Origin of the sequence: Natronolimnohabitans innermongolicus JCM 12255 (assembly GCF_000337215.1) — an archaeon.
GTDB classification, from domain to species: domain Archaea; phylum Halobacteriota; class Halobacteria; order Halobacteriales; family Natrialbaceae; genus Natronolimnohabitans; species Natronolimnohabitans innermongolicus.
The window spans coordinates 18,140-45,117 of the sequence record NZ_AOHZ01000018.1; the positions used below are offsets into that span (position 1 = coordinate 18,140).

A 26,978-nucleotide genomic window follows, 5' to 3' on the forward strand; every position below is an offset into this window, starting at 1 on the left:
TGGTAGCTTCCGTAGACAGTCGCCACTCGAGGGCTGTCGTCGGTTCCGGTCGCGTTCATGTTGATCGAGAGAACGGTACAGCCGAATGCGAGGGTACTCGAGTTTATAAGGGATGGCGCGGCGAAGGCGGGCATGGACTGTCCGACCTGTGGACAATCGCTGGCGACGGAACGGGGAATGCGACAGCACCATACGAAGGTTCACGACGAGCCGTTGCCGAATCGGACGTGCAACGGCTGTAATGCGGAGTTTTACGACCCAAAATCGAGGCGCTCGTACTGCGACGATTGCAATCCGAACGCCGGGGAACACAACGGGAACTGGAAAGGAGGGACCGAAACTGCATCCTGTAAACGCTGTGAATCGACATTCGAATACTATCCGTCCGACAAACCGGGAGTCTACTGCTCGGATTGCGTTGTAGGAGCCGACGACTTTCTTGGGACACCTTACTACGAATATCACGATATAGAACGCGTTCAGAAGGTCTGTGAGTGGTGTGGGAAGATTTCGACTGTGCTTAAATCTAGGACGGAACGAGAACCGGTTCGGTTTTGCAGTCAGGTCTGCCTCAGCCGGTGGTTATCCGATCAGTGGGAAGACAGCGAAAACGCGTATAATGGACGATGGCGCGAAGTACGACGACAGGCGTTAGAAAGGGACGACCACTCGTGCCAACATTGTGGTATTACTCGAGAAGAGATTGGACACGAACCAGATGTTCACCATATTAAACCAGTTCGAGAATTTAACGACCAGCAACTCGCCCATACTCTCGATAACGTCATTTGCCTTTGTCGAAGCTGTCATCGATACGCTGAAATCAAATCGATCGACGGACTTTCTCCTTCTAACTCTCGCAGCAAACAATAACTCATAAGCCATTCAGTCGCTAACCCAAAACTGGCGACGTAGTCCCGTGGTGTAGTGGCCAATCATATGGGCCTTTGGAGCCCATGACAGCGGTTCGAATCCGCTCGGGACTACTTCTGCTGCGAACAAATTCGTGAGCAACGGGTATCACCGATGATTCGAATCCATTCGAGACAGGAACTGAGCGGTTACATCCTAATTCCGGGCCGTTGACACCGTCAACGCGGCAGGAACAAACGGTCGTCCCCCACAAATCAGAGACTGTTTGTAGAGCAGATTGAGAAGATAGATGGCCACCGCAGCTCCGATGGGGTACTGTATTCAGTGGGTGTACACCAGGGTCGGTCTGCTCGGGCTAAGATAGGCGTTTATGGTCATATGAATCGTCCATGCGCCGCGAGAATGGCTATCGCACCGTGAGCAATTTGTAAGATGAGAACCAAGGTGATCAGCTGCTGCTCAAATCTACCTGCACGGAATCGCAGTTTCAATTCTCCCTCGTTGGCGGTCACACGTAATCAACTCCGTCAAGCCATAGTATCCCTTCTTGTAGGTTGATCTTTTCTTCAGCTATCGTGCTTGTTGTACTCGAGCTAACCTCCTTCTGATGTGCCTGATCGGTACATCGAAACCACAGCGGTGAATCGTATCGTTCTGTTCCGCAGTAAGATAGCAGAGCGAAACTCTCGAGTTGGCGTTCAACGCGCCTAAGCATGAGCGACACCGGTAGAACGTACAGGATGCGCCATGGACGGCCCGCTGCCGTTTGCATCGTGACCAACGGAGTCGAGTGGAGCGATCGACGATAATCGTTCTCCGTTCGTCGCAATCGTGGAAACGCGCTCTTACAGTCCGACCTCGAGAGGGGGTGTCGTGGTCACTGTGACGCCAGTATCCCCTCGCAGTCCGGCCGTCTTCGTGTTCATAAAATTATTTGTTGGGCTGACAATACGAATGAGCGTTTTACGGGGGAGGAGACTGCCGAGGGTACTAGACCATGTACGGGGAGCAAGTATATCGACGGCGTCTCCTCGCCGGAATCGCCGGAACTGGTGCACTCGGGGTGACGGTGGGAGTCGGGAGCGCACAAGAGGATGGGAGCGCACGTGTTCGACCAAGTGAGGACAGCGTGACAGTTCAACCAGGCACACGCCTGCTGTTCGAAGTAGATCCCGACGGTGCAGGCGGGTCGACGGGACCGGAGTGGTCCGTCGACGACGGATCCTCGGGCCTGTCCGTGGGACCGTGGTATAGCGCCTACCGGGACCACCAGGGCACGGAGTTCTGGCAGTACACGGTCGACGATGACTGTGAGGTCACCGCCACCATCGACCCCACCGGACAACCGACAACCACCACGTGGACGATCGAAGTCGGATCCGACGGCATCGGATCGCCACAGATCCAGGCGGCCCGTCCGTCCCCGGACGAGAGCCGCGAGTTGGAAACGGGAACGACGCTGGATTGTGAACTCGACGTGTCCGACCCGAACGGAGACTTAGACCGCGTGATCTGGTGGGCGCTTGCAGCGGACCGCATTATCGAGGTTTCGGATATTAGCGGAGGCGAGGACACGGCAGGCATCGCGCCCGACGCATCCGAAATCGTTCCCGAAGGAATCACGGCGTGGGTAGTGAACGAACACGGGGCCGTCGTCGAATCCGACCGATGGGAGTTCGACTACCCCGACGACGACGGATCGACGTTCGAGATCTCGAGCGTGCGGACGAATTCGCCGATCGCGGGTGGCGAGACGCTCGAGGTGGAGGCCACGGTCGAGAACACCAGCGATCAGCCGGTCTCGTCGGCGGTCGAGCTCATCGTCGGTCACGATCCCGAAGGCGTCGACTCACGGACCGTGGGCCTTCAACCCGGTGAATCGGCCGACGTCCCCCTGACGTTCGCGGCCGGCCATCCGGCCGGGGATCGGGAGGTCTTCCCCGGCGAAGTCACCACCGAGGACGATAGCGTCGAGTTCACGATCGTCGTCGAGGACGAAGACGAGGAACCGACCCCTGCGACGTTCGACGTGATGGAACTGTCGACGAACTCGCCGGTCGGCGGCGGCGAAACGCTCGAGGTCGACACGCCGATCGAGAACGTCGGAGATGAGACCGGGACGACCGATATCGAGCTAATCGTCGGTCATTCCCCGGAGGTCGAAGACAGCGTGATGCGCACGCTCGGGCCCGGCGAATCCTCGACGTTCACGCTGACGTTTCAGGCGGGTGATCCCGCCGGCGGACGCGAAGAATTTCCCGTTGTCGTCGATACGGGAGCTGACACGGCCACCGAGACCGTCGCAGTTATCGACTGACTGAACCACCCTTGTTTCGGTCGACGCTACGGACGCCCTCGAGCGCGTCAAAACCGACCAGCGACCAGTCGTCGTCTACCAGTACTTCGTGGTCCGCTGTTGTTCTATCGGCGTTTTAGAGCGAACATTGTTAGCTAACCACACGGATCTAGCCCCTAAGATTGTGGATAGCTGGATGCGGAGACGAATGACATTCACCCATAAACATACATACAGTGACACTTATTGTGTAGGCCCGGTATTGATATGTTATGGCACGGCATTCGCTGGACCTCGATCGTCGGGGGTTCCTCAAAGCCGGTGCTGCAGGGGCACTCGCAACGGCGGTCGGTGGACGGACGCTCCTCGAGCGAGGCGACGACGCGTCGCCGCGCGTCGATCCCGGCACGGGTGACGAGCTGGTGAAGACGGTCTGTACGCACTGCTCGGTCGGCTGCGGGCTACAGATCGCCGTCGAGGACGACACGGTCGTCGGCCAGGAGAGCTGGGACGACAATCCGGTCAATCAGGGCGGACTTTGCTCGAAGGGCGCATCGCTTACACAGACGGAGAACTCGGAGCAACGACTGAAAGAACCGCTCAAACTCGAGGACGGGGAGTGGGTTCGGATGGACTGGGACGAGATCCTCGAGGAGATCACGGGTCGGTTAAACGACATCCGCGAGGAGACCGGCCCGCACGGGACGTTCTGGTGTGGTTCGGCCTGTCACAGCAACGAAGCGGCGTACCTGATCCGCAAGCTGGCCGCATTTTACGGGACGAACAACGTCGACCATCAGGCGCGGATCTGTCACTCGACGACGGTCACAGGGATCGCGAACACCTGGGGCGTCGGCGCGATGACGAACAACAATAACGACATGCGGAACGTCGACGTCAACCTCATCATCGGTCACAACCCCCTCGAGAGCCATCCGGTGGCGTGGCAACACTTCCAGGAGGCTCAGCGGCGAGGCGGGACGCACATCGTCGCCGAGCCGCGATACACGAAGACGGCGGCCGCGGCGGACGACTACGTCCACTTCCGGTCGGGCACCGACGTCGCGTTCATCTACGGGCTCATCCACCACATCGTCGAGAACGACCTCCACGACGAGGAGTTCATCGAGAGTCGCGTGATGGTTCCGACGTGGGAAGAGTTCCGCGACGACGTCTTGCCGCAGTACGACGTCGAGACCGTCTCCGACATCTGCGGGACGCCCGAGTCGGACCTGCGCGACCTCGCCGAGACGCTCGCGGACGCCGAAGTCAGCTGCGTCGAGTGGGCGATGGGCGGCACGCAGCACAACAACGGAACGGGCAACACCCGAGCGTACGCGATGTTGAATCTGACGCTCGGACACGCCGCACAGGAGGGCGGCGGGACGCCGATCTACCGCGGCCACGACAACGTTCAGGGGGCGACCGACCTCGGCGTCGACGCCGGAAACACGCCGGGGTACTACGGACTCGACGAGGGCGCCTGGGAACACTGGGCGAACGTCTGGACCGAGTCGCCGTACACCTCCGGGGAGATTTCCTACGACGAACTGGTCGATCGGTTCCACGACACCGAGTTGATGGAGAAAAACGGCTTCACCGTCGCCCGCTGGTTCGAAGGCGTTCTGGACGACCAGTGGGAGATCTATCAACCCGATCCGCTCCGCGCGGCGATCTTCTGGGGCCACGGCCTCGGCTCGCTCAGCGAGTACAAGCGCGTCCGCGAGGGGGTCAACGAACTCGAGTTCATCGTCAACGTCGACATCTTCCCGAATCAGGTCGCCGAACTCGCCGACGCCGACACGGACGTCTACATGCTGCCGGCGGCGACCAACTTGGAGGAAGCCGGCAGCGCGACGAACACCGGCCGGCAACTACAGTGGCGCAACCAGGCGGTTTCGCCGCGACACAACGCCCGGAAGGACTGGGAGCTGCTGTGTCAGTTCGCCGACCACCTCGGGTTCGGCGACCACTTCGACTACGACGAGGTCGAGGACGTCCTTCGGGAGATCAACCTCGGCGTTCGGTCGGTCGGCTACATCGGACAGACTCCCGAGCGGCTAAAGGCACACCAGGAACACGCCGATCGGTTCAGCGTCGAGGACCTTCGGGCCGAACTCGAGGACGACGAAGAGATCGAGGGCGTCCAGGACGGCGACGTTTACGGCCTGCCGTGGCCGTGCTGGCACGACGAACACCCCGGGACGCCGATCCTCTACGACGCGTCGCTTCACCCCGCCGAGGGCGGCATGGACTTCCGCTCCAACTGGTGGGACGGCGCCGTCGACGCGGTCGACGATGGGGACGACCCCGAAGTCGATCCCGAGGATCACCTCCGCGATCCCGTCGATCCCGACTGGTGGGACGGCGACGGCGAACTCGAGGGCGTGCCGCAGTATCCGCTGTTCACGACCGTCTTGCCGGACGATCCGTCCGAACCCGCGTCGCTGACGCTCCCGATCGAAGGCGCACTCGACGAGGACACCTCGGTCGCCGACGTCGCCGAGGCGCTCGACGAGGAGGGATACGACGTCGATCTCGAGCGGTACGAGGACTTCACGAACGCCCAGCCTGACGCCCCGTGGGGCCGCGGTCGAGCCCGGATGAAAGCCTGGAACCTGGAAGACGAGATCCCGGTCCACCGCGAGCCGGCGGTGACGCCGCGGACGGATCTCGTCGAGGAGTTCCCGTGCAACGAGCGCGTCGAAGACCACTGGCGCGTCGAACTGGACAACGAGCGGGTCCAACAGGAGAACATCGACGCGATCGACGACCTCGCCGAGGTCGGCGACGTCGATCCGATGGTTCTCACGTCGGGCCGGCAGGTCGAGCACACCGGCGCCGGCGCGAAGACCCGGAGCACGCTCGGAACCGCCTCGCGGTCGCCGATGATGTACCTCGAGATCAATCCGGACGTCGGCGTCGAACTCGGCGTCGACGACGGCGACTGGATCGTCGTCACGACGCCCCACGCCGAGATGGTCGTCCAGGCGAGCGTCACCGAGCGAGTTCCGCAGGATCACGCGTTCGCGCCGTACCACTGGAGCGGCATCCTCGAGGGCGAAGCGCTGATGGAGAACTACGGCGGCGAGATGGAGGGTCTCGAGCCGCTGGTGATCGGCGAGTCGATCAACGCCGGGACTGCACCCGCCTACGACCGCGAGACGCAGATGCAAGAGACCAAGGTGACGCTCTGTAACGTCCGCGTCGCCGACGACGACGAGGTTCCCGAGCTGTCGGATCGGCAACTGCAGTGGCAGGAACAGCGCATCAACCGACACAAGCGATAGCGAGCGTGATCGAAATGAGCACACAAGACAACGGCACGGCACGAGTCATCCCGAACTGGGAGTCCTGTATCGACTGCGGCGCCTGCGAGGTCGCGTGCCAGCGGACGTGGGACCTCCCGCCCGAGAGCGATCGTATTCAGGTGGTTGCGCTCGAGCACGGCACCGGCGACGAGACGAACAAGCCGATGCAGTGTTACAACTGCACGGACGCCCCCTGTATCGACGTCTGTCCGACCGACGCGTTACACTACAGTCAGAGCGATACCGTCCGCGTAGACGCGGGGATGTGCATCGGCTGTCACTACTGCGGCGTCGGCTGTCCGTTCGGCGCGCCGCAGTACCCCGACGACGAGGTCCCCGAAGCGCAGGAAGAGCACCTGATGGGCGCCAAGAGCAACGGGTTGATGGACAAGTGTACGACCTGTGAGCCCCGCCAGGAAGAGGGGCTCGAGCCGGCCTGCGCTTCGGAGTGTCCGACGGATGCGTTGCTGTTCGGGACGCCCGAGGAGCTTTCGGAGAAACTCGAGGAAGACGGTGTCTCGACGCCGTTTAACGACGAGGCGGCCGAGATCGTCTTCGGAGACGACGCGGATATGATTACCGGAGAGTGACCACCGATGGCAGTCGAAATCGCATACGAACTACCGTACACGCAGTGGAACTGGAGGATCGGCGTCTACATCGCCATGATCGGCATCGCGAGCGGTGCGTACCTGATGGGCTACCTCGCGGACGTCCGCTCCTGGCGACTCGGCGAGCGCGAACACGGACGGATCGCCAAGTACGGCTATCTCGTCGGACTGGCCGGGTTGGCGATCGGTCCGCCCGTTCTCCTCTCGCATCTGGCGACGCCGTTTCGCGCGATGATGATCCCGTTGACGATGACGAACCTGGGCTCGTGGATGGCACTCGGCGCGTACATGCTCATGTTCTTCGGTCTGGGAACGTTCATCATGTTCGTCTGGGTCGCGTTCGGCCGTGAACGACCCCACGGTACGACGACGCCGGACGCCGACGAGGCGGTTGCGGCCGACGGCGGTCGCGACGTCGCCTCGGACGGCGGCTCCGAGAGCGGCCCTGCACAGGCTGCGACCGGCGGCGACACGGCCGGTGGGATCCGGCGTGTCTTCAACCGAATCGGCCTGCTGGGCGCCGTCGACACCGTCGCCGATCGAACTCGGCCGACGGAGACGGTCCGCCTGGGAATCGGCGCGCTCTTCGGGCTCTTCGCCGCGGGCGTGCTGATCTACTCGGCGATGGCCTACGGCTCGGGCCCGACCGAGCGAGTGGCGCTGTGGGATCCGACGTTCCTGGTTCCGGTACAGATCTTCGGGGGCCTCGCCGCCGGACTCACCGTCGCGGTCGGACTGGCGGCACTCGAGCGGGGACGGGCCGGCCGGGCGATCCAGCAGTACGCGCTGGTGGCCGCCGGATTGCTCGCGGCGACGCTCGTCGCCGTACTCGCGACGGTGGTCTTGCTTCCCGAACAGGTCCCGGCCGCGGAGCCCGCGGTCGATACCCTGCTGAGCACGCAGGCGACGCTGTTCGTCGGTGGAGCCGTCGTCGCCGGGCTGGTCGTCCCTATCGTCCTCTTGCTCGGCGGCGTCTTCGGACAGCGTCGGGAGGCGATTTCGCCGACTGGCACCGCGGCGGCGCTCGTCGCTGCCGGCGCCCTGGTGATCGTCGGCAAAGTCGCGCTTGCGCTGGCGTATCTGCTCGCCGCGGAGTTCACGCCGATGCCGCTGCCGATGTAGCTGGACGAGTCTCGACGCGGACTCGAGTTTGAATCCGACCGCCGCCTTTTCGATGGCACGCTCGGCCGTCGCTTGCCACACCGACGCTAAACGGTCATGAACGGTAGTAAATCGGGAACAGACAGTCACAACTACCGAACAGTTATTTGTCGACTCGTCCGGGATGCCAGACTGTACGATGGCAGACACGAACCACACTGCTCCGGCATCGCTCGAGCGAGAGACCGTTCAGTCGATCACCAAACTCGTCCTCGCGGCGCTGTCGTTGCTGTTCGTTCTCTATCTCGTCTCGGTGCTCCCCGGCGTTGGTCGGTTCGTTCCCGGAACGTCCGTGACGTTCGCCGCCGTGATCGGCGCCGTCGTGACGCTCGCGGTCGTCGGCCTCCTGCTGTCGCTGGCGCCCGCGCTCGCCGAACTCGTGCGCTCGGCGTTCGAAGGGCCCGACGACGTCGTCGACGACGTGGCGTCGATCGTCCACCTGTTCGTCGTCCTCGCGGCCGTCCTGGTCGCACACCGCGGACTCGAGCCGGCGTTCGTGGGGCTGCTCGAGGGGGTGACGTGGGTCTACGACGTCGTCTTTCTCGCGCTTGCGCTGCCGCCGCTTGCGATCCTCGCGGCGCGGCTGTACGTCTCGCTCGATCCCATCTCGGAACTGTTGGCCGACCGCGTGACGGGATCGAGCGCCGACGAGCGCGACTAACTGGAACCGGGTTAGAGGCGCGTCGGCGACGGCGAACCGACCAACGTTCCATTCGCTGCAACGGTAAGTTACACGGCCTATAGGTATGCCCGGCGGCGACGGACGAAGCGATACCACGACCAGCGCATGGGATTTATCGCCGAAGTTCACCTCGTCCACGACGAACTCGCGTTAGCGGCGACGATCGAGAACCGTCCCGAGACGACGTTTCGGTACGAGTACGCGACGTCTTCCGACGAGCAGCGCTACCTGTTTTGTTCGGCGTTCAGCGACGATCACGAGGCCATCGAGTCGGCGATGGCGTCCGATCCGACGGTCTCGGCGCCGACGCGCATCGCAGCGTTCGAGAACCGAACGATCTATCGCGTCGTCCTCGAGACCGATCTCGAGGTCGTTCCCGACCGCTGTGGGGAGTGCGGTCTGTTCGTGTTCGCGATCACGAGTGCCGAACGCGGCTGGTCTACGCGCGTGTATCTCCCGGACCGCGACGCGCTGACCGCGTTCCGTGCGTGGTGTCGGGACCGCGGCGTCTCGTTTCGCGTGACCCAGCTCTACGATACGTCGATCTCCGACAGCGGGACGTTTCATCTGACCGAACAGCAACACGAGATCCTGATGATGGCCTACTACGGCGGCTACTTCGATATCCCGCGCGGAATGACACAGGATGACCTCGCCGAGCGACTCGGCATCTCGGACTCGGCGGTCTCCCAGCGGCTCCGGCGTGCCACCGCGGAACTGATCGCGGCGACGGTCGAGAACGATCGGATGCCCAATCAGTGATCGACCGGTGGCCCGATGGAAAGCGACGGGGGATTCGGCGGTAGTCACGGTAGTTGCGCTAGCCGTCGGACAGCTGTGATTCGTCGTTCAGAACGAGTTTTGGTATGTCAGTTGAAATGATTGTAAGACAGCGACAGTTCCGATTGAAGACGCTCGAGAGTTCCTGTATCTGCTATTTATTATCGCCCCAATTGCTTGTGCTCGATGCAACTATTAGGTGAATGAGTGATTACGTTCTCGATTTCGAACTTAAAGACTTGCTATCCGAATCCATAGATACTGAACCCCTTCATCACTCAAAAAGAAGTGACTATCAATGTCGGAACGAAGTGATCTGTGGCGTTCGGATGGTGGGAACTCTGCTCGATCGACCGGACGGGATGCCGGTCGATCGAGCGACGACGACGTGTCGTCCGGACGATCTCGGCGAACGGTACTGCACGGAATCGCGGCTGCGGGTGTCGCTAGCGTCGGTCTGGCGTCCAGCGCTGGCGCCTCGACGAGCGCGTACGAACACTATTACGACGAATACGACCGCGTCGTCGACGTCACCGACGTCGGTGCCGACGCCACCGGTTCGGAATCGATCTCGCCGATTCTCGAGTCCCAGCGAGCGGACGATACGCTGTTTGTCTTTCCCGAAGGGCGGTACTACATGGATTCGCAGTTTCGGTTTACGGGCTTTGACAACGTCGGGTTCGTGGGTGACGGGGCGACGCTCGTCCCGGCGGACTACCACGCGTTCGACGGTCCCCAGTACCGGCTGTTTCGGCTGGGCGTCTCGTACGCCCCGGGTCGACGGCTCCGCTTCGAAGGGTTCGACGTCGATCAGACGGCGCCCGACACCGGGATCAGAGCGATCGAAGCCTACGCGTCCGAGCGCCTCGAGGTGCGCGATATCACGGTCAGGGGCGAACACGACAGCGGAACCTGGGGTCCCGGACTGTTCAGCGTCACCGACCCGAACGGGACGGGAATCGTCGAGCGGTTCCGGGCGCCCGACGGCGGCGAGTGGGTCGAGGAGACGCCGAACGACGGCAACCGCTGGCGGGGTCCGATCGGGATCGAAGCCAACCAGAACGCGGGCACCCTCGAGTTCAGACGCTGCTGGCTCGGCGGCTTCCCCAACAACGGTCTGTACGCGGCGGGTGGCGACGGCAAGATCATCGTCAGCGGTGGCCGCTACCGGAACAGCAACGGGGCGAACGTTCGCGTCGGCGGCGACGACAGCGAAATCCGGTGGCCGACGGTCGAAGTCGACGAGACGCACCCGCGAGACCGCACCCAGCGGGGCATCCGAATCGAGAACGGTTCGGGCATCGAGATACACGGCGCGCTCGTCGATATCTCCTCGCCGAAACCGACGAGTCACGCGATTTCGGTGATGAACTCGTGCGACGACGCCCGGATCGAAAACGTCGAGATCCGACTGCGCGGCGACGACGTCAACCACGGCATCGTCCTCTCGCCCGAGTGTGGCGAGACGGCGATCGTCGACACCGAAATTACGCACGAGACTGCGGGCGGTTACCCGCTGTGGCTCCGAGACAGCGCCAAGGCCGAACCCGTCGTCGTCGAGCATCTCACCGTCTCCGGCGAGGCGGGCGACGAAAGCGGCTTCCGCGACGGAATCCGGTGTGAGCGCGATAACTGCAGATTTAGCCACGTCGACGTTAGTCAGCGCGGTCGCGACGGCACAGACCGGAACGCCATCGTCAACACGGGTTCCAACCTGACCGTCTACCGGAGCGAACTGCGCGCCAGCCAGTACCCCTTCGTCGACCTCGGTTCCGAGTCGCTCGTTCGCGATTCGGACCTCGAGTCGACGGGCGACAACGAGGCCGTCTGCCTCTACGCGTCCGCGGCGAACCCGTCCTTCAAGAAGAACCGGCTGGCCGGCGGCATCCGCGACCTCGGCGCCAGCGGCGTCACGAACTGGCAGAACGTCTACTAGGTCGAGCGCTTCGATATCCCCGATATCCGCCGCTTCGAGCCGTTTAACACCCGTATAATAACCTCTCCACGTAGTCAATCGATAGCCGTGAGTACGTCGAACGGTGGTCAGCCGACGGCGAGCGTCGCCCATCGGCTCGAACGGTCCGGGGTGCGGGTGATATCGTGAACAGGAGTCTCGCGAGCGGCGTCGCATCGGTCGTTAGCGCGAAGGTCGTCGTACTCGTCCTCACGATTCTCACGACCCCGTTGCTCTACCGGTTTCTGGGCGCGTCGGGGTACGGCGACTACGCGTTCTTGATGTCCGTGTTCGCGATCTACATGATCTTCGTCAGTTCCGGCATCACCGACGGCGTCCGGAAGTTTCTCGCCGAGGATCGAAACGCGGCCGACTGGAGCGAGTACGTCGTCGGCTTCTACTTTCGGCTGGCGATCACGCTCGCCGTCCTCGGCGCGGCCGGACTGGTTCTCGCCGCCCAGTTCGGTCTCGTCGGACTCGCGTTCGGCGAGGAGTTCGCGATATACTTCTACGCGCTCGCGCTGCTCGTCGTCACGGCCCAGTTTCGCGACTACGCTCGGAAGACGCTCATGGGATTCGGCCTCGAGCGGTACTCGGAGCCGTTGAAAATCCTCGACAAGGTCGGCTTCGTCGTGGTCGCGATTCCGGCCGTCTACCTCGGTGCGGGGGTACTCGGCGCGCTCGCGGGGCACCTCGTCGCGAGTCTGCTCGTCGCCACCGCCGGGTTGCTTCTCGTCCACCAACGCGTCTCGCTGTCGTCCGTCTTCGATTCGCCTCGCAACGGCGAGCGGTTCCCCCGACGAGAGATGCTCACGTTCAACTCGCTGAGCATCGTCCTCGTGTTCCTCCTGATGTCGCTCTATCACATCGACATCCTGATGCTCCAGCAGTTCAGGGACAGTGCGGACGTGGGTAACTACCGGGCGGCCCTTCAACTCGCCGAATTCCTCTGGTTCGTCCCGCTGGCGCTCCAGACCGTCTTCGTCCACTCGACCTCGGAGCTGTGGTCCCAGGACCGCCGCCGCGAGATTACCGACCTCGCGTCCCGAACGACGCGGTATACGTTCCTACTGACCGCCGTCATGGCCGTGGGGCTCGCGGCGCTTGCAGACGTCGCCGTGCCGCTGTACTTCGGTTCCGAGGCGGTTCCGGCGATCGAGCCCCTGCTGTTGTTGCTCCCGGGGGCGCTCGGGTTCGCGCTCGCCCGGCCGATTCTCGCCGTCTCGCAGGGTGAAGGGACGCTTCGGTACCCGATCGCGGCCACCGGAACCGCGGCAGGGATCAACCTCGTCCTCAACGCGGTGTTGATCCCGAGCTACGGGATGCACGGCGCCGCGGCCGCAACCAGCGTCGGCTACGGGACGATGTTCGTCTTCCATTGCTGGAGCGCTCGCCAGGTCGGCTTCGATCCGCTGGCCGACGCGCGACTCGGTCGGTCGCTGCTGGCGACCGTCCTCGCGGCCGGTCCGATCGTCGCCCTCGCGTCGGCGATTTCGAACCCGTGGCTCGCGCTCGCGGTCGTTCCGCCGTTCGGACTCGTCGTCTTCGTCGGGTTCGCGCTGCTGGTCGGCGCCCTGAACCCGGCCGAACCGTTCGAGGTTCTGTCAGCCTTTCCCGATCCCGTCGGCTCGCACGCGAGCGCGATCCGACGGCGACTCGAGAACGTCGGCATCAGTTCGTCGCGAAGCTGGTTCCAGAACCTGCTGTTCGTCACCGGTCTCTCGCTGCTGGTCTCCGGGCTCGCGCTCGGACTGCTCGAGCCCGGACTCCGGATACTCCTTCCCTGACCCGACTCGCCGCTGTCGGGACGCAGTCGATCCGACTCGAGCGTGTCGCGAGGGCGAGTGGGAGTTGGGGTTCGTTTTTGTCCGTCGGAACCGCAAGGGCGAGTCGACGGCGTCGACGAGTGCAGCGTCTGTCGCCGCTCGATCGGTGCGTCGAGCGCATCGTGTGGCCGAACCGTGCCGTCCTCGAGTTCGAGTGGTGAGAGTAACAGCAAGTCGGTGATCGAAACAGCGGCTCAGTGGGACGGTGACGAGGGACGGAAACGAGACGGCGAAACCAGGAGAACGAGTAGACGAACGCCGCGACCGATCAGTACACCTGCTGCTCCAGGTGTTCGCTCTCGGCCATGTCGAACACCATCGCGAACAGCAAGAACGCGACGCCGGCGAGCACCAACAGCAGACTCGAGGCGCCGCCGACGATAGCGGGGACGAGACTCGAGAACGCCGCGCCGAGCAGCAGCGTCAGGCCGAGCACGCCGACCCCGGCGGCCGCCGCGCCGACGAGGTAAAACAGCGCGAGTGGGTGGAAGTCGAGCACGAGGTACTTCGTCTTGAGGCGCCACAGGAAGTTGCGAAGCAGCATCGTCGACACCTTCGGGACGTACTGCGAGTAGGTGATGCTCGACTCCTCGTCGCCGTAGACGGCCGGCATGGCCACGTCGGCGACGCGCATCCCCTGGACGTTCAGCTTCACGAGCAGGTCGTTACAGTAGCCGTAGTACTCGTAGAGCCCCTCGAGGTCGACGGCCTCGAGCGCGTCGCCCGAGATAGCCGTGTAGCCGTTCTGGGGGTCCATCGTCTTCCAGTAGCCCGAGGCGATCTTCGTCAGGAACGTCAGGATGGCGTTGCCCACGAACCGAAATCGAGGCATCGCCGCGCGGTACTCGCGCGAGAGGAGCCGGTTTCCCTTGGCGTAGTCGGCGTCGCCCTCGGCGATCGGGTCGAGCAACCGCGGCATCTGAGACAGGTCCATCTGCCCGTCGGCGTCGACGGTAACCGTCGCGTCGACGCCGTCTTCGCGCGCGGCGAGGTAGCCGGTTTTGATCGCGCCGCCGGCGCCGAGGTTTTCGTGGTGTTGGATCGGGACGACCCGGCCGATCGGATCGCGGACCGTCGCTCGGGCGGACAGCGCCGACGCGCCGCCGTCGGTCAGCAGCGGCGTTTCGTCGGCCGCGTCGCGGTCCGAATCGACGTCGGCGCCGGCGCCGGCGTCTTCGCGCGCCGCCTCGAGGATCTCCCGCCAGGTTCCGTCGGTCGACCGGTCGTCGATCGCGTAGATCCGGTCGACGTAGTCGGGCATCTCGCGGATCACGTCGCCGACGAACCCCTCCTCGTCGTAGGCCGGCATCACGACGCCGACGGTCTGCCCCCGATACATCAGTCGCGTTCCCCCGTCGACTCCAGCAGATCACTCGGCGTGACGACGTCGACGTCGGCGTCGTCGATGTGTTCGAGGAGGTCCTCGAACGCCCGCTCCGAGAGGCCGTCGCCACCGATCTCCTCGAAGTGCAAGACCGCAAGCTGGCCGTGTTCGGCGGCGTAGTCGACGTACCGCTTCGTCGTCTCGCCGGCCCCACCGGAGAAGAAGCCGACGTTGTGGGGGTCCGTCAGCGGTTTCCCGTTCGGCCCGCCGCCGAAGCGAAACGCCGTGTCGTGGTACTCCCGGACCAGATCGATCGTCTCCGGCCCGAGCACGTTTCGCGGCGTGACGAAGTGGCGCGCGCCGTCTTCGAAACCGCGACTCTCGAGGAACGACTGGGTTCGCCTGATCGCCCCCTCCTGTTCCTCGGGCGAGAGTTCGTGCATGAACTGCGCGCCGGTCCGCGGCCGTGCAGCCATCTCCCAGCCCGCGTTCGAGAGCGCCCCGAGGTCGGCGACCGAGAGCCGTCCGGGGTCGCCGAGCGCCTCGTAGAGCACCGCTTCGACGCCGGGGAAGCCGTACTCTTCGGTGTGCTCGAGGGCCGTCTCGTAGTGGCTCTCGAGGGCGCCGTCGAACAGCAGCATTACGGAGCCATCGTCGGGCTGGTCGATCGCCCGGAGGTCGTCGATTCGGCAGTCGATCTCACCGTCAGAATCGCCGCGACGGCGGGCCGCCAGGCGAATCTCGCGGACGTTCTCGAGATTCGGCTGCCCGTCGACGCCGGTGATGCCGAAGTCGACGCGGACCCAGCGGTCGGTCGGACCGGTGAGCGTCCGCTCCAGTCGGTGGGCGTTCCCCGAACCCGGGGCGAACAACTCGAGCGTGAGGTGTAGCTGCTCGCGGTCGCTGAAGGAGACCGCAAGCGAGAGCGTCTTTTCGGACAGGTCGGTTCCACCGGGGAACGTCCGGTAGATCGCGGCGCGGTCGGTGCCTTCGTCGGCGAACAGCCGCGCCGACTGCGAACCCGCGTAGGGATCGTCGGTGTCGGCCTCGAGACGGCCGGCGTCGATCATCGACGTCCACTCGAGGGTCTCGAAGTCGTCGATCGACTCGCCCGGAAGCGTTGGCCCGTCTGTACCGCCATTGTCGCCGTCGCCGCCCTGGTCCGTCTGGGTCGACGACTCGTCGTCATCGTCCCCGCGGATACTCGAGAGGCAGCCGGCGAGGCCGATCGTTCCGGCGGTGGCAACGGTCGTCACGAACGTTCGTCGGTTCCTGTGCGTCATTGACCGTCCCGATGAGCCGTTTGGTCTTTCTTATAGAGCTCTTAGACGGCGAGTCGGGGCGGTCGAACGTCGCCGGTCGACGGGTTTAGCGACGCGATAATAATGGACCGCGCGACGGGAGTGGGAGGAAATGCCCAGAGTCAGCGTCGTTATTCCGACATACAACAGAGCCGAGACGCTTCCCCGCGCGATCGACAGCGCGCTCGAACAGACGATGGACGACCTCGAGGTGGTCGTCGTCGACGACGGTTCGAGCGACGAGACGCAGTCGGTGCTCGCGGACTACGACGATCCGCGAGTTCGACCGATCGTCCACGCGACGAATCAGGGGGCGAACGTCGCCCGAAACACCGGTATCGAGTACGCCCGCGGCGAGTACATCGCGTTCCTCGACTCCGACGATACGTGGCAGCCGACGAAGCTCGAACGACAACTCGAGGCCCTCGAGGGCCGTTCGGACGACTGGGTCGGCGTCTACTGTGAGACGAGCTACGACCTGTCTGGCACAGACGGGCACGTTCGCGGCGCCGCCGCGTCCGTGCTCGCGCGGGCCGACGAGGAACCGACGATGGAAGGCGGCGACGAGTTAATCGGCGAGATCCTCGCCGACAACGTCCAGCCCGATGCTGGCTCAACGCTGCTCGTCCGCACCGAAGTCGCCCGCGAGGTCGACGGCTTCGACGAAGAACTCGATCGGTTCCAGGATCCCGAGTTCTGCCTCCGGGTACTCGAGGCGGGCAAACTCGCGTACGTCGACGAGTCGCTGGTCGTCCGCGAGGAGACGGGCCAGCCACCGGCGGACGTCATCAAAGCGGCCAGCGACCAGTATCTGGCGTCCTACGCCGACGCAGTCGAGCGGTTCGAAGCGGAGGGGTACGAGATCCGGGCCACGCACCGACTGCTCGTCGCGAAGGCGTATCTCTCCGAGGGACGGCTCCTCCGCGGACTCTGGTACCTGCGCGGCGCCGCGGTGCCGGCGCGGACCGTTCCCGGGCTCGGCTGGGCCGCCGGCACCGGCGTTCGACGACGGCCGCTCCCGATCGTCGGAACGATACTGGTCGCGTTCGTCGTGACGCTTCTGTATCTGGCGACGCCCGTCCGACGCGTGCTGACCGAGTAGCGCGTCGGTGACGGGCGCGTCCGTTCGTTTCGCCGTCTCCGTTTGCAGTCGGGGCGTTCGTGTCGTAACTGCAACTGTCTTGGCGGTTCGATAACTAACAGGCGGGGGTACTGTTCTCGGAGCGTGAACGTCAGATCGATCTACCACACCGCCAAGTCGGTGCGGAACCTCATCGCGGCCGAACGTGAGTCCGACGTCGACCGATCCGTGCGCCGGCGACTCTGGCTCTGGCGGCGCGGCTTCATCAGCCGTTCCGACGCCGTCTACGACCTCGAGGAATCGACCTACCGCGAGTACGTAAGCGACTATCAGCGGTTCGTGGGGACGAAACAGATCAACGGAACGTGGTCGGTCGCGCTGTCGAACAAACTGCTGTTCCATCGGCTCATGCAGCCGTTCGAAGACGAGCGAGCGGGGGTCTACGGCATGGTCCGCGACGGCGGATTCTACCCGATCGATGAGCGACGCGACTACCGCGAGATGACCGACGGCGGCTCGGCGATTTCGGCGGCCGTCGACGACGAGAGCCCGACAGCCGCCGGCGAGAAGCGGCTGGCGTCGACGGGCGCGGCGACGAGAAACGCCGCCCAGCGAGTCGTCGACCGCCTCGAGGAGGACGGACGGCTGGTCCTGAAGTGGGTCCACGGCGGCGGCGGGAACAACGTACTGCTCTGTTCGCGCACCGACGACGGCTACCGGGTCAACGACGACCGCTACACCGAAGCCGAATTCCGCTCGCTGGTTTCGACCCTCGACGAGTACCTCGTCTGCGAGTTCGTCGAACAGGGGTCGTTCTCGGCCGGCCGCTATCCGGCGACGCCGAACACGATCCGAGTGATCACGATGTACGATGCCGAAGCCGGCGAGCCGTTCATCGCGGCGGCGGTCCACCGGATCGGCACGACGAAATCCGCACCGCTTGACAACTTTACGCAAGGCGGGCTCTCGGCGGCGATCGACCTCGAGACGGGCGAACTCGGTCCCGGGGCGCAACCGCTCGACGACGGCGGTGTCGAGTGGTACGCCGTTCATCCGGACATCGAGACGCGGATCGCCGGCGAACGAGTACCCGGCTGGAATCAGATTCGGGCGGGCGTCCTCGAACTGGCGGACGCCTGTTCGTTCCTTCCCTACGTGGGCTGGGACGTGATCGTCACCGACGACGGCGAGTTTACCGTTATCGAGGCGAACAGCTACCCCGGCCTCAAGTCGATTCAGGTCCACGGACCGCTGTTGGCCGACGATCGCGTTCGCCGGTTCTACGCGCGACACGGCGTCCGATGACCGCTCGTCGGCCACGTTGTATTGCGGTCGCTCGTTGCCGTCGGCTGTCAAATTCACTCTCGGCAACCGTTGCACGATCGTTTCGAGGCGCTCAAACGGATACGTTCGTCGATTATTCTCGCGATAGTAAATACGCGGGCAGGTAATGGAAAATGTGGAATGCAGCGGAAATCGCTTTCACGACGATCCGTACTGTCAGTAGCAGGCGGCTTTGCATTGACGAGCGCTGGCATGGTCGCGGTTGGCGGCGCACAGGATGGTAACAACGGGGACGACGGTGGGAATACGCGCGAGTCGTTCACGATCCGGGACGGAACGGCGGAGGAGACGACGGTCCACGTCACTACGGCGGAGGCGGACGGCCCGACGGCCGTCGTCCTCGGTGGGGTCCACGGGAACGAGGTCGCCGGCTACGTGGCGGCCAACGCAATCGTCGACTGGCAAATCGACGCCGGAACGCTCGTCACGATTCCCGAGGCGAGCGCCATCGCGGTCGACCGCGGGACGCGAACGGACGACGACGGAATCGATCTGAACCGACAGTTCCCCGAAGGGGAGACGCCGGAAACCCAGCTCGCACGGGAGATCTGGGCGGTCGTCGCCGACTACGACGCCGACGTCGTGATCGACCTCCACGAGTCGACCGGGCTGTACGCCGGCGACCCCGTCGACGGCGTCGGGCAGGCGATCTTCCGCTCCGACGGGGGCTGGGCCGTCGCCGCGGCGAACGACGCTGCCGAGTACACCACGCGAAACTACGTCGACGACCCCGAACTCGCGTTCCAGACCGGATCGTTCTCCGGACCCGACTCCGATCCGATGGGGCTGCTCGTCCACAAGGCGGCCCGCGATCTGGGTTCCGACGCGTTCCTCGTCGAGACGATCTCGACGGACGTCGACCTCGAGACGCGAGTTCAGTGGCACTCGGCGATCGTCGAGCGGCTGCTGACCAACGAGTTGCTGCTCGATGAACCCGCCAACGGTCACGGACCTGACGAGGACGAGTCCGCCGATGAGGATGACACCGACGATACCGACGACGGCGACGAATCTGACGCAGCGGACGATACCGAGGACGATGCCGACGACGCTGACGACGATGATTCGGCGGCCGCCGACTCGCCGGTCCCAGTCATCGAGACCTGTCCCGAAAACGTCGACGAACTGGCACTCGAGTCCGGGCAGACGGTCGAACTCGACGCGTCGGGATCGCACGCACCGGACAGCGAGATCGTTACCCACGAGTGGGATGTCGGCCAGACAGAACAGTTCGATAAATCCGGCGAGACGCTCGAGGTGACGGTCGGGTCGAACGGCCGCGATACGGTCGTGTTGCGCGTCGTCGACGATGACGGCGCCACCGCGACGGAGTCGATAACCCTGTCGACGAAGTAACACTCGTTCGGTGTCGCGCTCACGCTCACGCTCCCGCTGAACGCGCCGACATCCCCTGTCGCAGTTCAAACCGGTCGTTCAGCAGGCTCTTATGACCGCTTCGAGGAGACGGCGAGAAAACAGGCGTGGTACCACGGTACAGTCGTGTGCGAGTCGATGCGGGGTGTTCTGTGTGTGGACGACAGGTAGCTGACTCCGGTACGCTCAGTAGTGTTGTTCCGTGCGCAGTTCCCAGAGCCGGTCGAACGTGATGACCTCGACGTCGGCATCGTCGATGTGCTCGAGCAGTTCCTCGTAATCGTCCTCGGGCATCGTGTTGTCCTCTTCGAAGGTGTGGAAGTTCAGGATCGTACACTGGTTGTGCTCCGCGGCGAGGTCGACACAGCGCTTCGAGATGTCGAGGTCGTGGCCGATCGTTCGCGGCAGCGCCAGCGGGTCGAAGCCGTAGACGTTCGTCAGGTTGACGTCACCGGCCTGGTTGAAGCCGCCGCAGTAGTGGAAGTCGGTCTTGTGCTCGAGGCTGGTCTTATCGTAGCTGTTGTGCGGGTAGACGATGTAATCCGCGCCCTCGAAGCCGTTGGTGATGAACCACTGTTTGTCGGTCTCGAGGCGCCTCCGGATCTCCTCTTCGTCGTCGTATTCGTGGATCGGATCGTGGGTCCCGTGGACGACGATCTGATCGCCTTCTTCCTGGCGTTCCTGCAGTTCGGAAACCGACATGATGTCGTCGCCGCCGCGCTCGGTCCACTGCGGAACTGGCGCCTGGACCGTCCGGAAGCCGAACTCGTCGTGCAGCGGCGAGGCGGTGTCGTAGTAGTCGCTGAAGCCGTCGTCCCAGACGAGCATAACGTAGCCCTGATCGGGCGTCTCGTGGGTCCGCAGGTCGTCGATCCAGACCTCGGCCTCGTCCATGGTGTGAAGCACCTGAATCTCGATGTAGTCGAGCGCGTCGAGCGTCGGTTCGTACGAACTCTCCTCGTAGACGCCCGGACTCGAGCGGAACCATCCGACGTCGGGTTCGCGGTACCTGATTTCGCGCAGCGAGTACACCTTTGCACTGCCGAACTGGTCAACGAGCCGCAGGTTGATCGTGATGTTCTGGGGCGTCGTCGTCCGGATCGCAAACGAGAAGTCAGTATCCGTGAAGTCCTCGCTGCTGAGCGAGCGGCGCGCGACGATGTTTTCCTCGCCGTCCGACTCCAGGTGGAGGCTCTGGTCGCCGTCGAACACGACGTCGGTGTCGGCTTCGCCGTTACCCTGAATCAGCTCCCAGTCGTCGAGGTCGCTGAAGTCGTCGAACGACTCCCCGGGCTGGCGGTACTGCTCGCGACTATCGTACTCGGTCTCGAGCGAAGGCACGCCGTCCGCGAGTGCGGCAGCCTGGCCCGACGACTCGTCGTCCGTTCCGTTCCCGTTCTCGTCGTCGTCGCTGGAGCCGACGACCGAATCGAGACGGTCAGCACAGCCGGCGAGGCCAGCGAGCGCAGTCGCGCTCGACAGTGCGAGAACTCGGCGTCGGGTTGGTCGCTGTTGTGACATTGGCGGGCCGATGATAGCGACAGTTGGCCCATTATTATAGGTCCAATAGACGGCACTCGGCGGTCGATCGAGCCAGACGATTCTGGCTGCTTCAGACCTTAACAATGCCATAGTAAACGTCGGACGGATTCGAGCAAACAGGACGTACGCGTTCGCGATGGGAGCGGTACCGCAGTCGCGGTCTGTGCGACCACGGCGGCCCATCCGAACGACACTGCGGTGGTCTCCGATGAACAGGGAACTCTTCGGCATATTCGGCGACAGAGCGGCATTCGAACGATTCAGATCGAGCGATGCGTTCGATCGGGTGTTCACCGGCTCGTCCGTGACGGTCGGGCTCAGGGATCCCGATCGTGGAACGCCCGGCTGGACGAGCAGCGACGAACGCGACGGCGGATTCTGCGTCGTCTGGGGCGAGGCCTACACCCCCGACGACGTGGCCGAAACGAACGCCGCTCGCTGGCTGTTCGACCGATACGAAACGGCGGGCCGCGACGCGCTCTCGGCGCTCAACGGCTCGTATCTCGTCGTACTCGAGCCGGCGACAGGCGAGGAAGCGATCGTCGCGACCGATCCCGTTCGGTCCCGCGAGTGTTTTTACACGGATACACCAGGGGACCGCGTCTTCGGAACCGACGCGGCCGCGATCGGTCGGACGGTCTCGGAGCCGACGGTCGATCGAGAGGGCGTCCTGGAGTTTCTCCACCTCGGCGTTGCACTCGGCGAGAAGACCGCACTCGAGGAACTGCAGCGATTACCGATCGACAGCGTTCTCACGCCGTCGTCGGTCGACTCACTCGACCGCTTCGTCTACCGTCCGTCGGAGTTCGACTACGCGGCCGAACTCGCCGATCGACTCGAGCGCGCGTTCCAGCGCCGATCGGTACTGCCCGGTCCAGCGGGCGTTCTCCTCTCGGCCGGCTTCGATTCGCGCATCGTCCTCTCCCGACAGCCCCAGATCGAACACAGCTACACGGTCGGGGCCCCGGAGGCCAGAGAGGTACGGGTTGCACGCCAACTCGCGGAACAGTACGATGCAACACACACGGCGTTTCCGCCGAACGAACGATACCTTCGACCGGACGACGCGAAAGTTCAGTACTCACAGGGGATCAAGGAGTCGCTGCACATTCACCACGCCGGCTACACCGACGAGATCGACGTCGGAACGATGTTCCACGGGCTGCTCTCCGATACGTTCTTTCGCGGCCACTTCACCGCAGAGACGACGCTCGACGTCCTCGACAAGCGGATTCCGACCGGCCGGCTCGATCCGGATCCCGATCCAGTCGCGGAACTGCTCGAGACGTTCGGCTACAGCCCCGACGCCAGCGCCGCACTCGCCGATCGAACGTCGTTCGGCGTCGAGCCGGAGTCCTATCTCCGCGGAGCGATCGCCGACGAAGTCGACGCTTGCGCGCCCCGGGCCGATAGCGTTCAAAATACGTTGACCTGCGTCGGCATCGCGAATCAGCCCTCGGTTCCGTTCCACACGCACCTGGCGGATCAGTTCATCACGTCGTTTCTGGCAACCGACCGCGAACTGATCGACTGGCACCTCCGGACGCCGCCCGAACACCGGACGACCGAAACCTTCCTCGAGGCCTGCGAGCGCCTCGACGACTCGGTACTCCAGCACAGACCGCCGGATCGGCCCCACGAGGGAGCGTTGCTCAACGAAGTCGAGCGGTTCGTCCGCCGAAAGACGCCGTTACTCGAGTCATTCCAACCGCCGTGGCCCGATCGCGAGACGCTGTTCGACCGATACGAGTTCGATCAGCGGTTTCTGGCCGATCTTGAACACGTTCACGACCTCCCTGTGAGACACAAACTGCGACTCGTCGACCTCCGTTCGTGGCTCGAGTTCTGCGACGAGGCGCCGAATCGATCGCTGCCGTGGCTCGCACAACCCGCGTTTACGGCCGACTAATCGGTCGATTGCGCGAGTCGAATGGTTTCGCGCCTGATTCGAGTGACCGAAACGGTCGTTGGCACGTCGCTAAGTCCGCATCGCCGACGTGCCCACCGATAAACCGTAACAATCCTTATATACCACGCAGTTTTACCGCGGAATATGCGTCTGACGCCGTTTTGGTTGTACGCGACGTCGGCAGGCTCCGCCGGCGATAGCTCCAGTGACGTCGGTTCAGGTGTCACGATCTATCGCTCACCATCAACACAGTTCTCGAACGATAGTTCTGCCGAGGACCACCTCCCGGACACCGACGAGGAACTGCTCGCCGTACTCGACGAGATGGAGACGCCCGTAACTGTCGACAAGATCGTCGATCGGTTGACTTACCCTGAGCAGCCGCCCGTAGAGACGTGGGCGACGGTTCACGAACGCCTCTATCAGACTCGACTGCCGTCGCTCGAAGCGGCGGGTCACATCGAGTTCGATCAGGAACAGGGGCTCGTCGAACGTTCGACGGTACAGGCGGACGCTGCCAGCCGTCGCTCGTCGAGTGGAGTCGGTATCGTCTCATTGGGTCTCAAACTCGCGGTCGTCGTGTGTTTTCTCGTGGCTGCGGCGACCACTGCAGCTGTCGCGGGTTTGATTCCCGTCTAAATCACCTCGAACGGCGTCGTAGCGGGTGGCAAATCGTCAGTTGAACACGCGACCGAGCGTCGCGACGGTAAAGAGGAGCAAGATCAGCGCGCTCAGTGCGACCCCAGAGAGCAGCGACATGACTGGGAGCTCGAGCACCGTGCCAAGCAGCAGTGCGAATCCGAGGACCGTCGAGCCGATGTGATAATCGGTCCAGGCGGCGTCGGGTTGTCGACCGTCGGCTGTATCGTCCGCCGGAACCTGGAGGTACCGGTCGGCCACGTCGGCAGCAGGTTTCCGCTCGACGATCCCGCGACTCTTCTGATAGTCGATGAGCCCTGCCTCATCGAGTTTCGTCAGGTGCGATTGGTACAGCGGGATGTAGACGCGCTGGCGCTGCTTCGAGGTGAGTTCCTCGACGGTCGTATCGTGTTCCCACGCCGCCACCTGCTCGGCGACGTCGCGCATACGAACCGGCTCTTCAGTGCCACGGAGGAATCTGAGCACCAGCCGTCGTCGCTCGTTTTGCAGGAGGTGAAAGAGTTCGTCTTTCGAGAGTGACGCGGCCACATCTGGACTCTCATCCGCGTCGTCCATCTCCTGTTCACTCACTTCTTCGGAGCTGATATGTTTCGCTTTCATCGCGCCAGTAACCTCCTAATCAGAAGGGGGTAATAAAGATTTCTCGTTTGGTTGATTTTCACTCGCTATGAAGACTTTTCACGTCATTTCATAACAGCAGATATACGGCGTCTGAAGGCCTGTATGTTCGATTGTACGATTCCAAATCGGCCGTATTTAGCTAAGACGATAGACATTTATTCGGCCAGGTAAATATTGAATTTGTAACTGTTTATGGATCTAGAACGGTTCAGAACCGGCGGAACCTACTTAAGCAGATTCTGTATCGAGAATGTGATATATGGGCGTCTGACGGCCGTCCGACGACCCCCAATTCACGGGGCTTATCGTGCCGATAATAAACCCCCTGACGGTCGTCTTTCCGACCACGATGAGCGACAACCAGTGGTGGTTTCTGGATCTGGCGGCAGTAATCGCGTTCACCGGAGCCCTCACGCTCGGGATTCTTTCCGGACTTGAGGGAGCGATCAGAATCGCACTTGGGATTCCGCTCGTCTGCTTCCTTCCGGGATATGCGCTTGTTTCCGTGCTGTTTCCATCGGAGCCGACTGACGAATACCAGTCGTTCGACCGAGAGAAAACCGGACTCAAGACACCGCGACTCGTCGCCGGCGGACTCGAACCGATCGAACGGGTCGGCCTGTCAGTTGCATTTAGTATTGCACTCGTTCCGGCGATTACCCTTTTCACCTCCGTGACCCCTAGGGGTATTGCCCTCGAAACGGTGCTCCCCGGGATTGCGTTACTCACCGTCGGTCTTTGCCTCCTCGCGATCATCGCTCGATACCGTTGTCCGGCAGAGAGACGGTTTCTGCCGGGCGTTTCGCTCGGGTCCCTGTTCTTCAGCCGTCGCGGGCCGCGAGTGTACGACCGAGTCAATCCGCGACCGTACAACGTCGCCATCGCGATTGGATTGCTCCTCCTCGTCGCGACGGCCGGGTTCGCCCTTGCCAATCCATCGCAGGGAGACGGATTCACCGAGTTCGCGGTCGAAACCGAAAACGTAACTGGAGATACAGAAACGATGTACGAGTCGACGTACTCCGCAGGTGAGACCGCTGAGCTCGGAGCGACGATCACCAACAACGAACACGAAGAACGCGACTACGAGACCGTCGTGATACTCGAGCGGATCGGCGACGGCGATGGCGACGACGAGAACGCGAACGTCACCGAGCGAGAGGAACTCGACCGAGCGTCGACGACCGTCGCCGACGGCGAGACCGACGAACAATCGTTCGAGATCGAACCGACGATGACGGGAAGCGATCTTCGGCTGACGCTGTTGCTCTTCGAAGACGACGCGCCGTCCGAACCGACCACTGATGACGCGTACCAGACGATCCATCTCCCGGTTGACGTCGAGTAATGTGGCCGTGGGAGCACCTGGCCGTCGCCTACGTACTGTACTCGCTGCTGGCAAACGGCGTCCGTCGCCGGTCGCCGTCGACCGGCGAGACGACCGCCGTCGTCGGGGGCTCGCAGCTCCCGGATCTCATCGACAAACCGCTCGCCTGGACGCTCGGAGTCACGGAGACCGGCTACGCGATCGGTCACTCGATTTTCGTCGCGCCGCTCGTCTGTCTGGCCGTCTACGCCGCGGCGGTCCGCCGCGGAATCGAGAATCGCCTCGTTCCGGGTGCGTTCGCGCTCGCGTACGCCTCACACCTCGTGACCGACGTCTACGACCCTCCCCGGCCGGATCGCGGCGTCGTACTGGAGGTCGTCCTCTGGCCGTTCGCGTCGCCACCGGCGGCCGACACGGTGGGTTTCTGATCACTTCGTCGTGTACTTCTTCCGCTACGTGAACGAACTCGCCGCCGGCGGGCTGACGCCGCGGGTCGCCGCGTGACTGGCCGCGCTGGCGCGAGCTGAGACGGTCGTTCCGCCGTTCCGACCCGTTTCCGGTCGGCCGGTACGCGGTCTACGAGACGGTCCGAACGCGCGCCGAATCGGCCGCCCGTATCGACGTCCCGCTCGAGGATCGAGCCGTCGTTCGCTCCTTCTCGACGATCGTTTCTCGCCTGGAATACGCACCCGTTCGAAGACGGATCCGACGCCCTCGAGTTAGTTCACGCGACACGACGGTCTCCGTCCGTCGGGCAGCGATATCAGGCGAGACGTTCCGGCGCGCTGGACAGCGGCGAGTGCCACAGCGGCTTCGAAGTCAGCGTTGGAACCAGTCGCTGCCGGAGAGGCAGAAGGCGACAACACCGTCGTGACTACCGATGAGGCGCGGGATAGCGAGTCGCCGATTCGAGACGCTGTGTCGGCTGTGACGACCGTTCCTGGCGAGGGATGGTTGTGTGACCCTCGAGTCGACGGTCACTCGATGGCCACTGAACGCCA

The 26,978-nt window shown here is 63.5% G+C and carries 20 protein-coding genes and 1 tRNA gene; 17 read left to right on the forward strand and 4 right to left on the reverse strand.

Annotated elements, in window-relative coordinates:
• The first annotated feature begins 132 nt into the window (after positions 1-132).
• The 10 genes from C493_RS22060 (at position 133) to C493_RS03945 (ending at position 13,455) form a co-directional block, all read left to right on the forward strand.
• Complete coding sequence (locus C493_RS22060) at positions 133-873, forward strand: HNH endonuclease (protein ID WP_007258104.1); 741 nt, start codon at positions 133-135, stop codon at positions 871-873.
• A gap of 40 nt (positions 874-913) precedes the next feature.
• Positions 914-986 (forward strand) — tRNA-Gln (locus C493_RS03905).
• 1,016 nt (positions 987-2,002) lie between these two features.
• Positions 2,003-3,190, forward strand: coding sequence for a COG1470 family protein (locus tag C493_RS03910; RefSeq protein WP_007258105.1), 1,188 nt, complete (start codon positions 2,003-2,005; stop codon positions 3,188-3,190).
• 251 nt (positions 3,191-3,441) lie between these two features.
• Positions 3,442-6,459, forward strand: coding sequence for a molybdopterin-dependent oxidoreductase (locus C493_RS03915; RefSeq protein ID WP_007258106.1), 3,018 nt, complete (start codon positions 3,442-3,444; stop codon positions 6,457-6,459).
• Positions 6,460-6,473: 14 nt separating this feature from the next.
• Positions 6,474-7,070 (forward strand): 4Fe-4S dicluster domain-containing protein, encoded by a 597-nt coding sequence (locus tag C493_RS03920; RefSeq protein ID WP_049889113.1) that lies wholly within the window; start codon positions 6,474-6,476, stop codon positions 7,068-7,070.
• Positions 7,071-7,076: 6 nt separating this feature from the next.
• Complete coding sequence (locus tag C493_RS03925; protein ID WP_007258108.1) at positions 7,077-8,213, forward strand: hypothetical protein; 1,137 nt, start codon at positions 7,077-7,079, stop codon at positions 8,211-8,213.
• 178 nt (positions 8,214-8,391) lie between these two features.
• Positions 8,392-8,913 (forward strand): hypothetical protein, encoded by a 522-nt coding sequence (locus tag C493_RS03930; RefSeq protein ID WP_152421091.1) that lies wholly within the window; start codon positions 8,392-8,394, stop codon positions 8,911-8,913.
• A 126-nt stretch (positions 8,914-9,039) separates the two neighbouring features.
• Positions 9,040-9,696 carry a helix-turn-helix domain-containing protein gene (locus C493_RS03935; protein WP_007258110.1) on the forward strand — a complete coding sequence of 219 codons (657 nt, stop codon included), beginning with the start codon at positions 9,040-9,042 and terminating at the stop codon, positions 9,694-9,696.
• Between the two features lie 316 nt (positions 9,697-10,012).
• The gene (locus tag C493_RS03940) at positions 10,013-11,650 is read left to right on the forward strand and encodes a hypothetical protein (protein ID WP_007258111.1); all 1,638 of its coding nucleotides are present in this window, start codon (positions 10,013-10,015) and stop codon (positions 11,648-11,650) included.
• Between the two features lie 164 nt (positions 11,651-11,814).
• A complete protein-coding gene (locus C493_RS03945) occupies positions 11,815-13,455 on the forward strand; it encodes a flippase (RefSeq protein ID WP_007258112.1) in 1,641 nt (546 codons plus the stop codon).
• Between the two features lie 307 nt (positions 13,456-13,762).
• Here the strand turns inward: C493_RS03945 and C493_RS03950 are convergent, their stop codons facing one another.
• Both C493_RS03950 and C493_RS03955 read right to left on the reverse strand, forming a co-directional pair.
• Positions 13,763-14,833 carry a glycosyltransferase family 2 protein gene (locus tag C493_RS03950; RefSeq protein WP_007258113.1) on the reverse strand — a complete coding sequence of 357 codons (1,071 nt, stop codon included), beginning with the start codon at positions 14,831-14,833 and terminating at the stop codon, positions 13,763-13,765.
• On the reverse strand, positions 14,833-16,101 hold the full coding sequence (locus tag C493_RS03955) for a polysaccharide deacetylase family protein (protein WP_007258114.1): 1,269 nt from the start codon (positions 16,099-16,101) through the stop codon (positions 14,833-14,835). Before C493_RS03955 ends, C493_RS03950 begins: the two co-directional genes overlap by 1 nt.
• Before the next feature lie 130 nt (positions 16,102-16,231).
• On the opposite strand from C493_RS03955, the gene C493_RS03960 reads away from it, so the two are divergent.
• From C493_RS03960 to C493_RS03970, 3 genes are all read left to right on the forward strand, one after another.
• On the forward strand, positions 16,232-17,221 hold the full coding sequence (locus tag C493_RS03960) for a glycosyltransferase family 2 protein (protein WP_007258115.1): 990 nt from the start codon (positions 16,232-16,234) through the stop codon (positions 17,219-17,221).
• Between the two features lie 123 nt (positions 17,222-17,344).
• Positions 17,345-18,505, forward strand: a complete 1,161-nt coding sequence (locus C493_RS03965) for a sugar-transfer associated ATP-grasp domain-containing protein (RefSeq protein ID WP_007258116.1) — start codon at positions 17,345-17,347, stop codon at positions 18,503-18,505.
• A gap of 159 nt (positions 18,506-18,664) precedes the next feature.
• Entirely contained in the window at positions 18,665-19,900 is a 1,236-nt protein-coding gene (locus tag C493_RS03970; RefSeq protein WP_049889114.1) for a PKD domain-containing protein, read from the forward strand.
• A 204-nt stretch (positions 19,901-20,104) separates the two neighbouring features.
• Here C493_RS03970 and C493_RS03975 read toward each other — a convergent pair whose 3' ends face one another.
• A complete protein-coding gene (locus C493_RS03975) occupies positions 20,105-21,439 on the reverse strand; it encodes a polysaccharide deacetylase family protein (RefSeq protein WP_007258118.1) in 1,335 nt (444 codons plus the stop codon).
• Positions 21,440-21,668: 229 nt separating this feature from the next.
• On the opposite strand from C493_RS03975, the gene C493_RS03980 reads away from it, so the two are divergent.
• Both C493_RS03980 and C493_RS03985 read left to right on the forward strand, forming a co-directional pair.
• Entirely contained in the window at positions 21,669-23,369 is a 1,701-nt protein-coding gene (locus C493_RS03980; RefSeq protein ID WP_007258119.1) for an asparagine synthase-related protein, read from the forward strand.
• Between the two features lie 144 nt (positions 23,370-23,513).
• Complete coding sequence (locus C493_RS03985) at positions 23,514-24,008, forward strand: DUF7344 domain-containing protein (RefSeq protein ID WP_007258120.1); 495 nt, start codon at positions 23,514-23,516, stop codon at positions 24,006-24,008.
• A gap of 36 nt (positions 24,009-24,044) precedes the next feature.
• Here C493_RS03985 and C493_RS03990 read toward each other — a convergent pair whose 3' ends face one another.
• On the reverse strand, positions 24,045-24,629 hold the full coding sequence (locus C493_RS03990; RefSeq protein ID WP_007258121.1) for a DUF7344 domain-containing protein: 585 nt from the start codon (positions 24,627-24,629) through the stop codon (positions 24,045-24,047).
• Between the two features lie 370 nt (positions 24,630-24,999).
• Between C493_RS03990 and C493_RS03995 the strand changes: the two genes are divergently transcribed.
• Together C493_RS03995 and C493_RS04000 are read left to right on the forward strand one after the other, a co-directional pair.
• Positions 25,000-25,998: a DUF1616 domain-containing protein gene (locus tag C493_RS03995; protein WP_007258122.1), complete on the forward strand. Its 999-nt coding sequence runs from the start codon at positions 25,000-25,002 to the stop codon at positions 25,996-25,998.
• Positions 25,998-26,405: a metal-dependent hydrolase gene (locus C493_RS04000; protein ID WP_007258123.1), complete on the forward strand. Its 408-nt coding sequence runs from the start codon at positions 25,998-26,000 to the stop codon at positions 26,403-26,405. Before C493_RS03995 ends, C493_RS04000 begins: the two co-directional genes overlap by 1 nt.
• Positions 26,406-26,978 lie beyond the last annotated feature (573 nt).

Excerpts from the sequence above, each read along its gene's own strand:
- C493_RS03990 (WP_007258121.1), bottom strand. The coding sequence starts at position 24,629 with ATGAAAGCGAAACATATCAGCTCCGAAGAAGTGAGTGAACAGGAGATG.
- C493_RS22060 (WP_007258104.1), top strand. The coding sequence starts at position 133 with ATGGACTGTCCGACCTGTGGACAATCGCTGGCGACGGAACGGGGAATG.
- C493_RS03955 (WP_007258114.1), bottom strand. The coding sequence starts at position 16,101 with ATGACGCACAGGAACCGACGAACGTTCGTGACGACCGTTGCCACCGCC.
- C493_RS03935 (WP_007258110.1), top strand. The coding sequence starts at position 9,040 with ATGGGATTTATCGCCGAAGTTCACCTCGTCCACGACGAACTCGCGTTA.
- C493_RS03960 (WP_007258115.1), top strand. The coding sequence starts at position 16,232 with ATGCCCAGAGTCAGCGTCGTTATTCCGACATACAACAGAGCCGAGACG.
- C493_RS03920 (WP_049889113.1), top strand. The coding sequence starts at position 6,474 with ATGAGCACACAAGACAACGGCACGGCACGAGTCATCCCGAACTGGGAG.
- C493_RS03985 (WP_007258120.1), top strand. The coding sequence starts at position 23,514 with ATGCGTCTGACGCCGTTTTGGTTGTACGCGACGTCGGCAGGCTCCGCC.
- C493_RS03975 (WP_007258118.1), bottom strand. The coding sequence starts at position 21,439 with ATGTCACAACAGCGACCAACCCGACGCCGAGTTCTCGCACTGTCGAGC.
- C493_RS04000 (WP_007258123.1), top strand. The coding sequence starts at position 25,998 with ATGTGGCCGTGGGAGCACCTGGCCGTCGCCTACGTACTGTACTCGCTG.
- C493_RS03950 (WP_007258113.1), bottom strand. The coding sequence starts at position 14,833 with ATGTATCGGGGGCAGACCGTCGGCGTCGTGATGCCGGCCTACGACGAG.
- C493_RS03995 (WP_007258122.1), top strand. The coding sequence starts at position 25,000 with ATGAGCGACAACCAGTGGTGGTTTCTGGATCTGGCGGCAGTAATCGCG.
- C493_RS03970 (WP_049889114.1), top strand. The coding sequence starts at position 18,665 with ATGCAGCGGAAATCGCTTTCACGACGATCCGTACTGTCAGTAGCAGGC.
- C493_RS03940 (WP_007258111.1), top strand. The coding sequence starts at position 10,013 with ATGTCGGAACGAAGTGATCTGTGGCGTTCGGATGGTGGGAACTCTGCT.
- C493_RS03915 (WP_007258106.1), top strand. The coding sequence starts at position 3,442 with ATGGCACGGCATTCGCTGGACCTCGATCGTCGGGGGTTCCTCAAAGCC.
- C493_RS03980 (WP_007258119.1), top strand. The coding sequence starts at position 21,669 with ATGAACAGGGAACTCTTCGGCATATTCGGCGACAGAGCGGCATTCGAA.
- C493_RS03930 (WP_152421091.1), top strand. The coding sequence starts at position 8,392 with ATGGCAGACACGAACCACACTGCTCCGGCATCGCTCGAGCGAGAGACC.
- C493_RS03925 (WP_007258108.1), top strand. The coding sequence starts at position 7,077 with ATGGCAGTCGAAATCGCATACGAACTACCGTACACGCAGTGGAACTGG.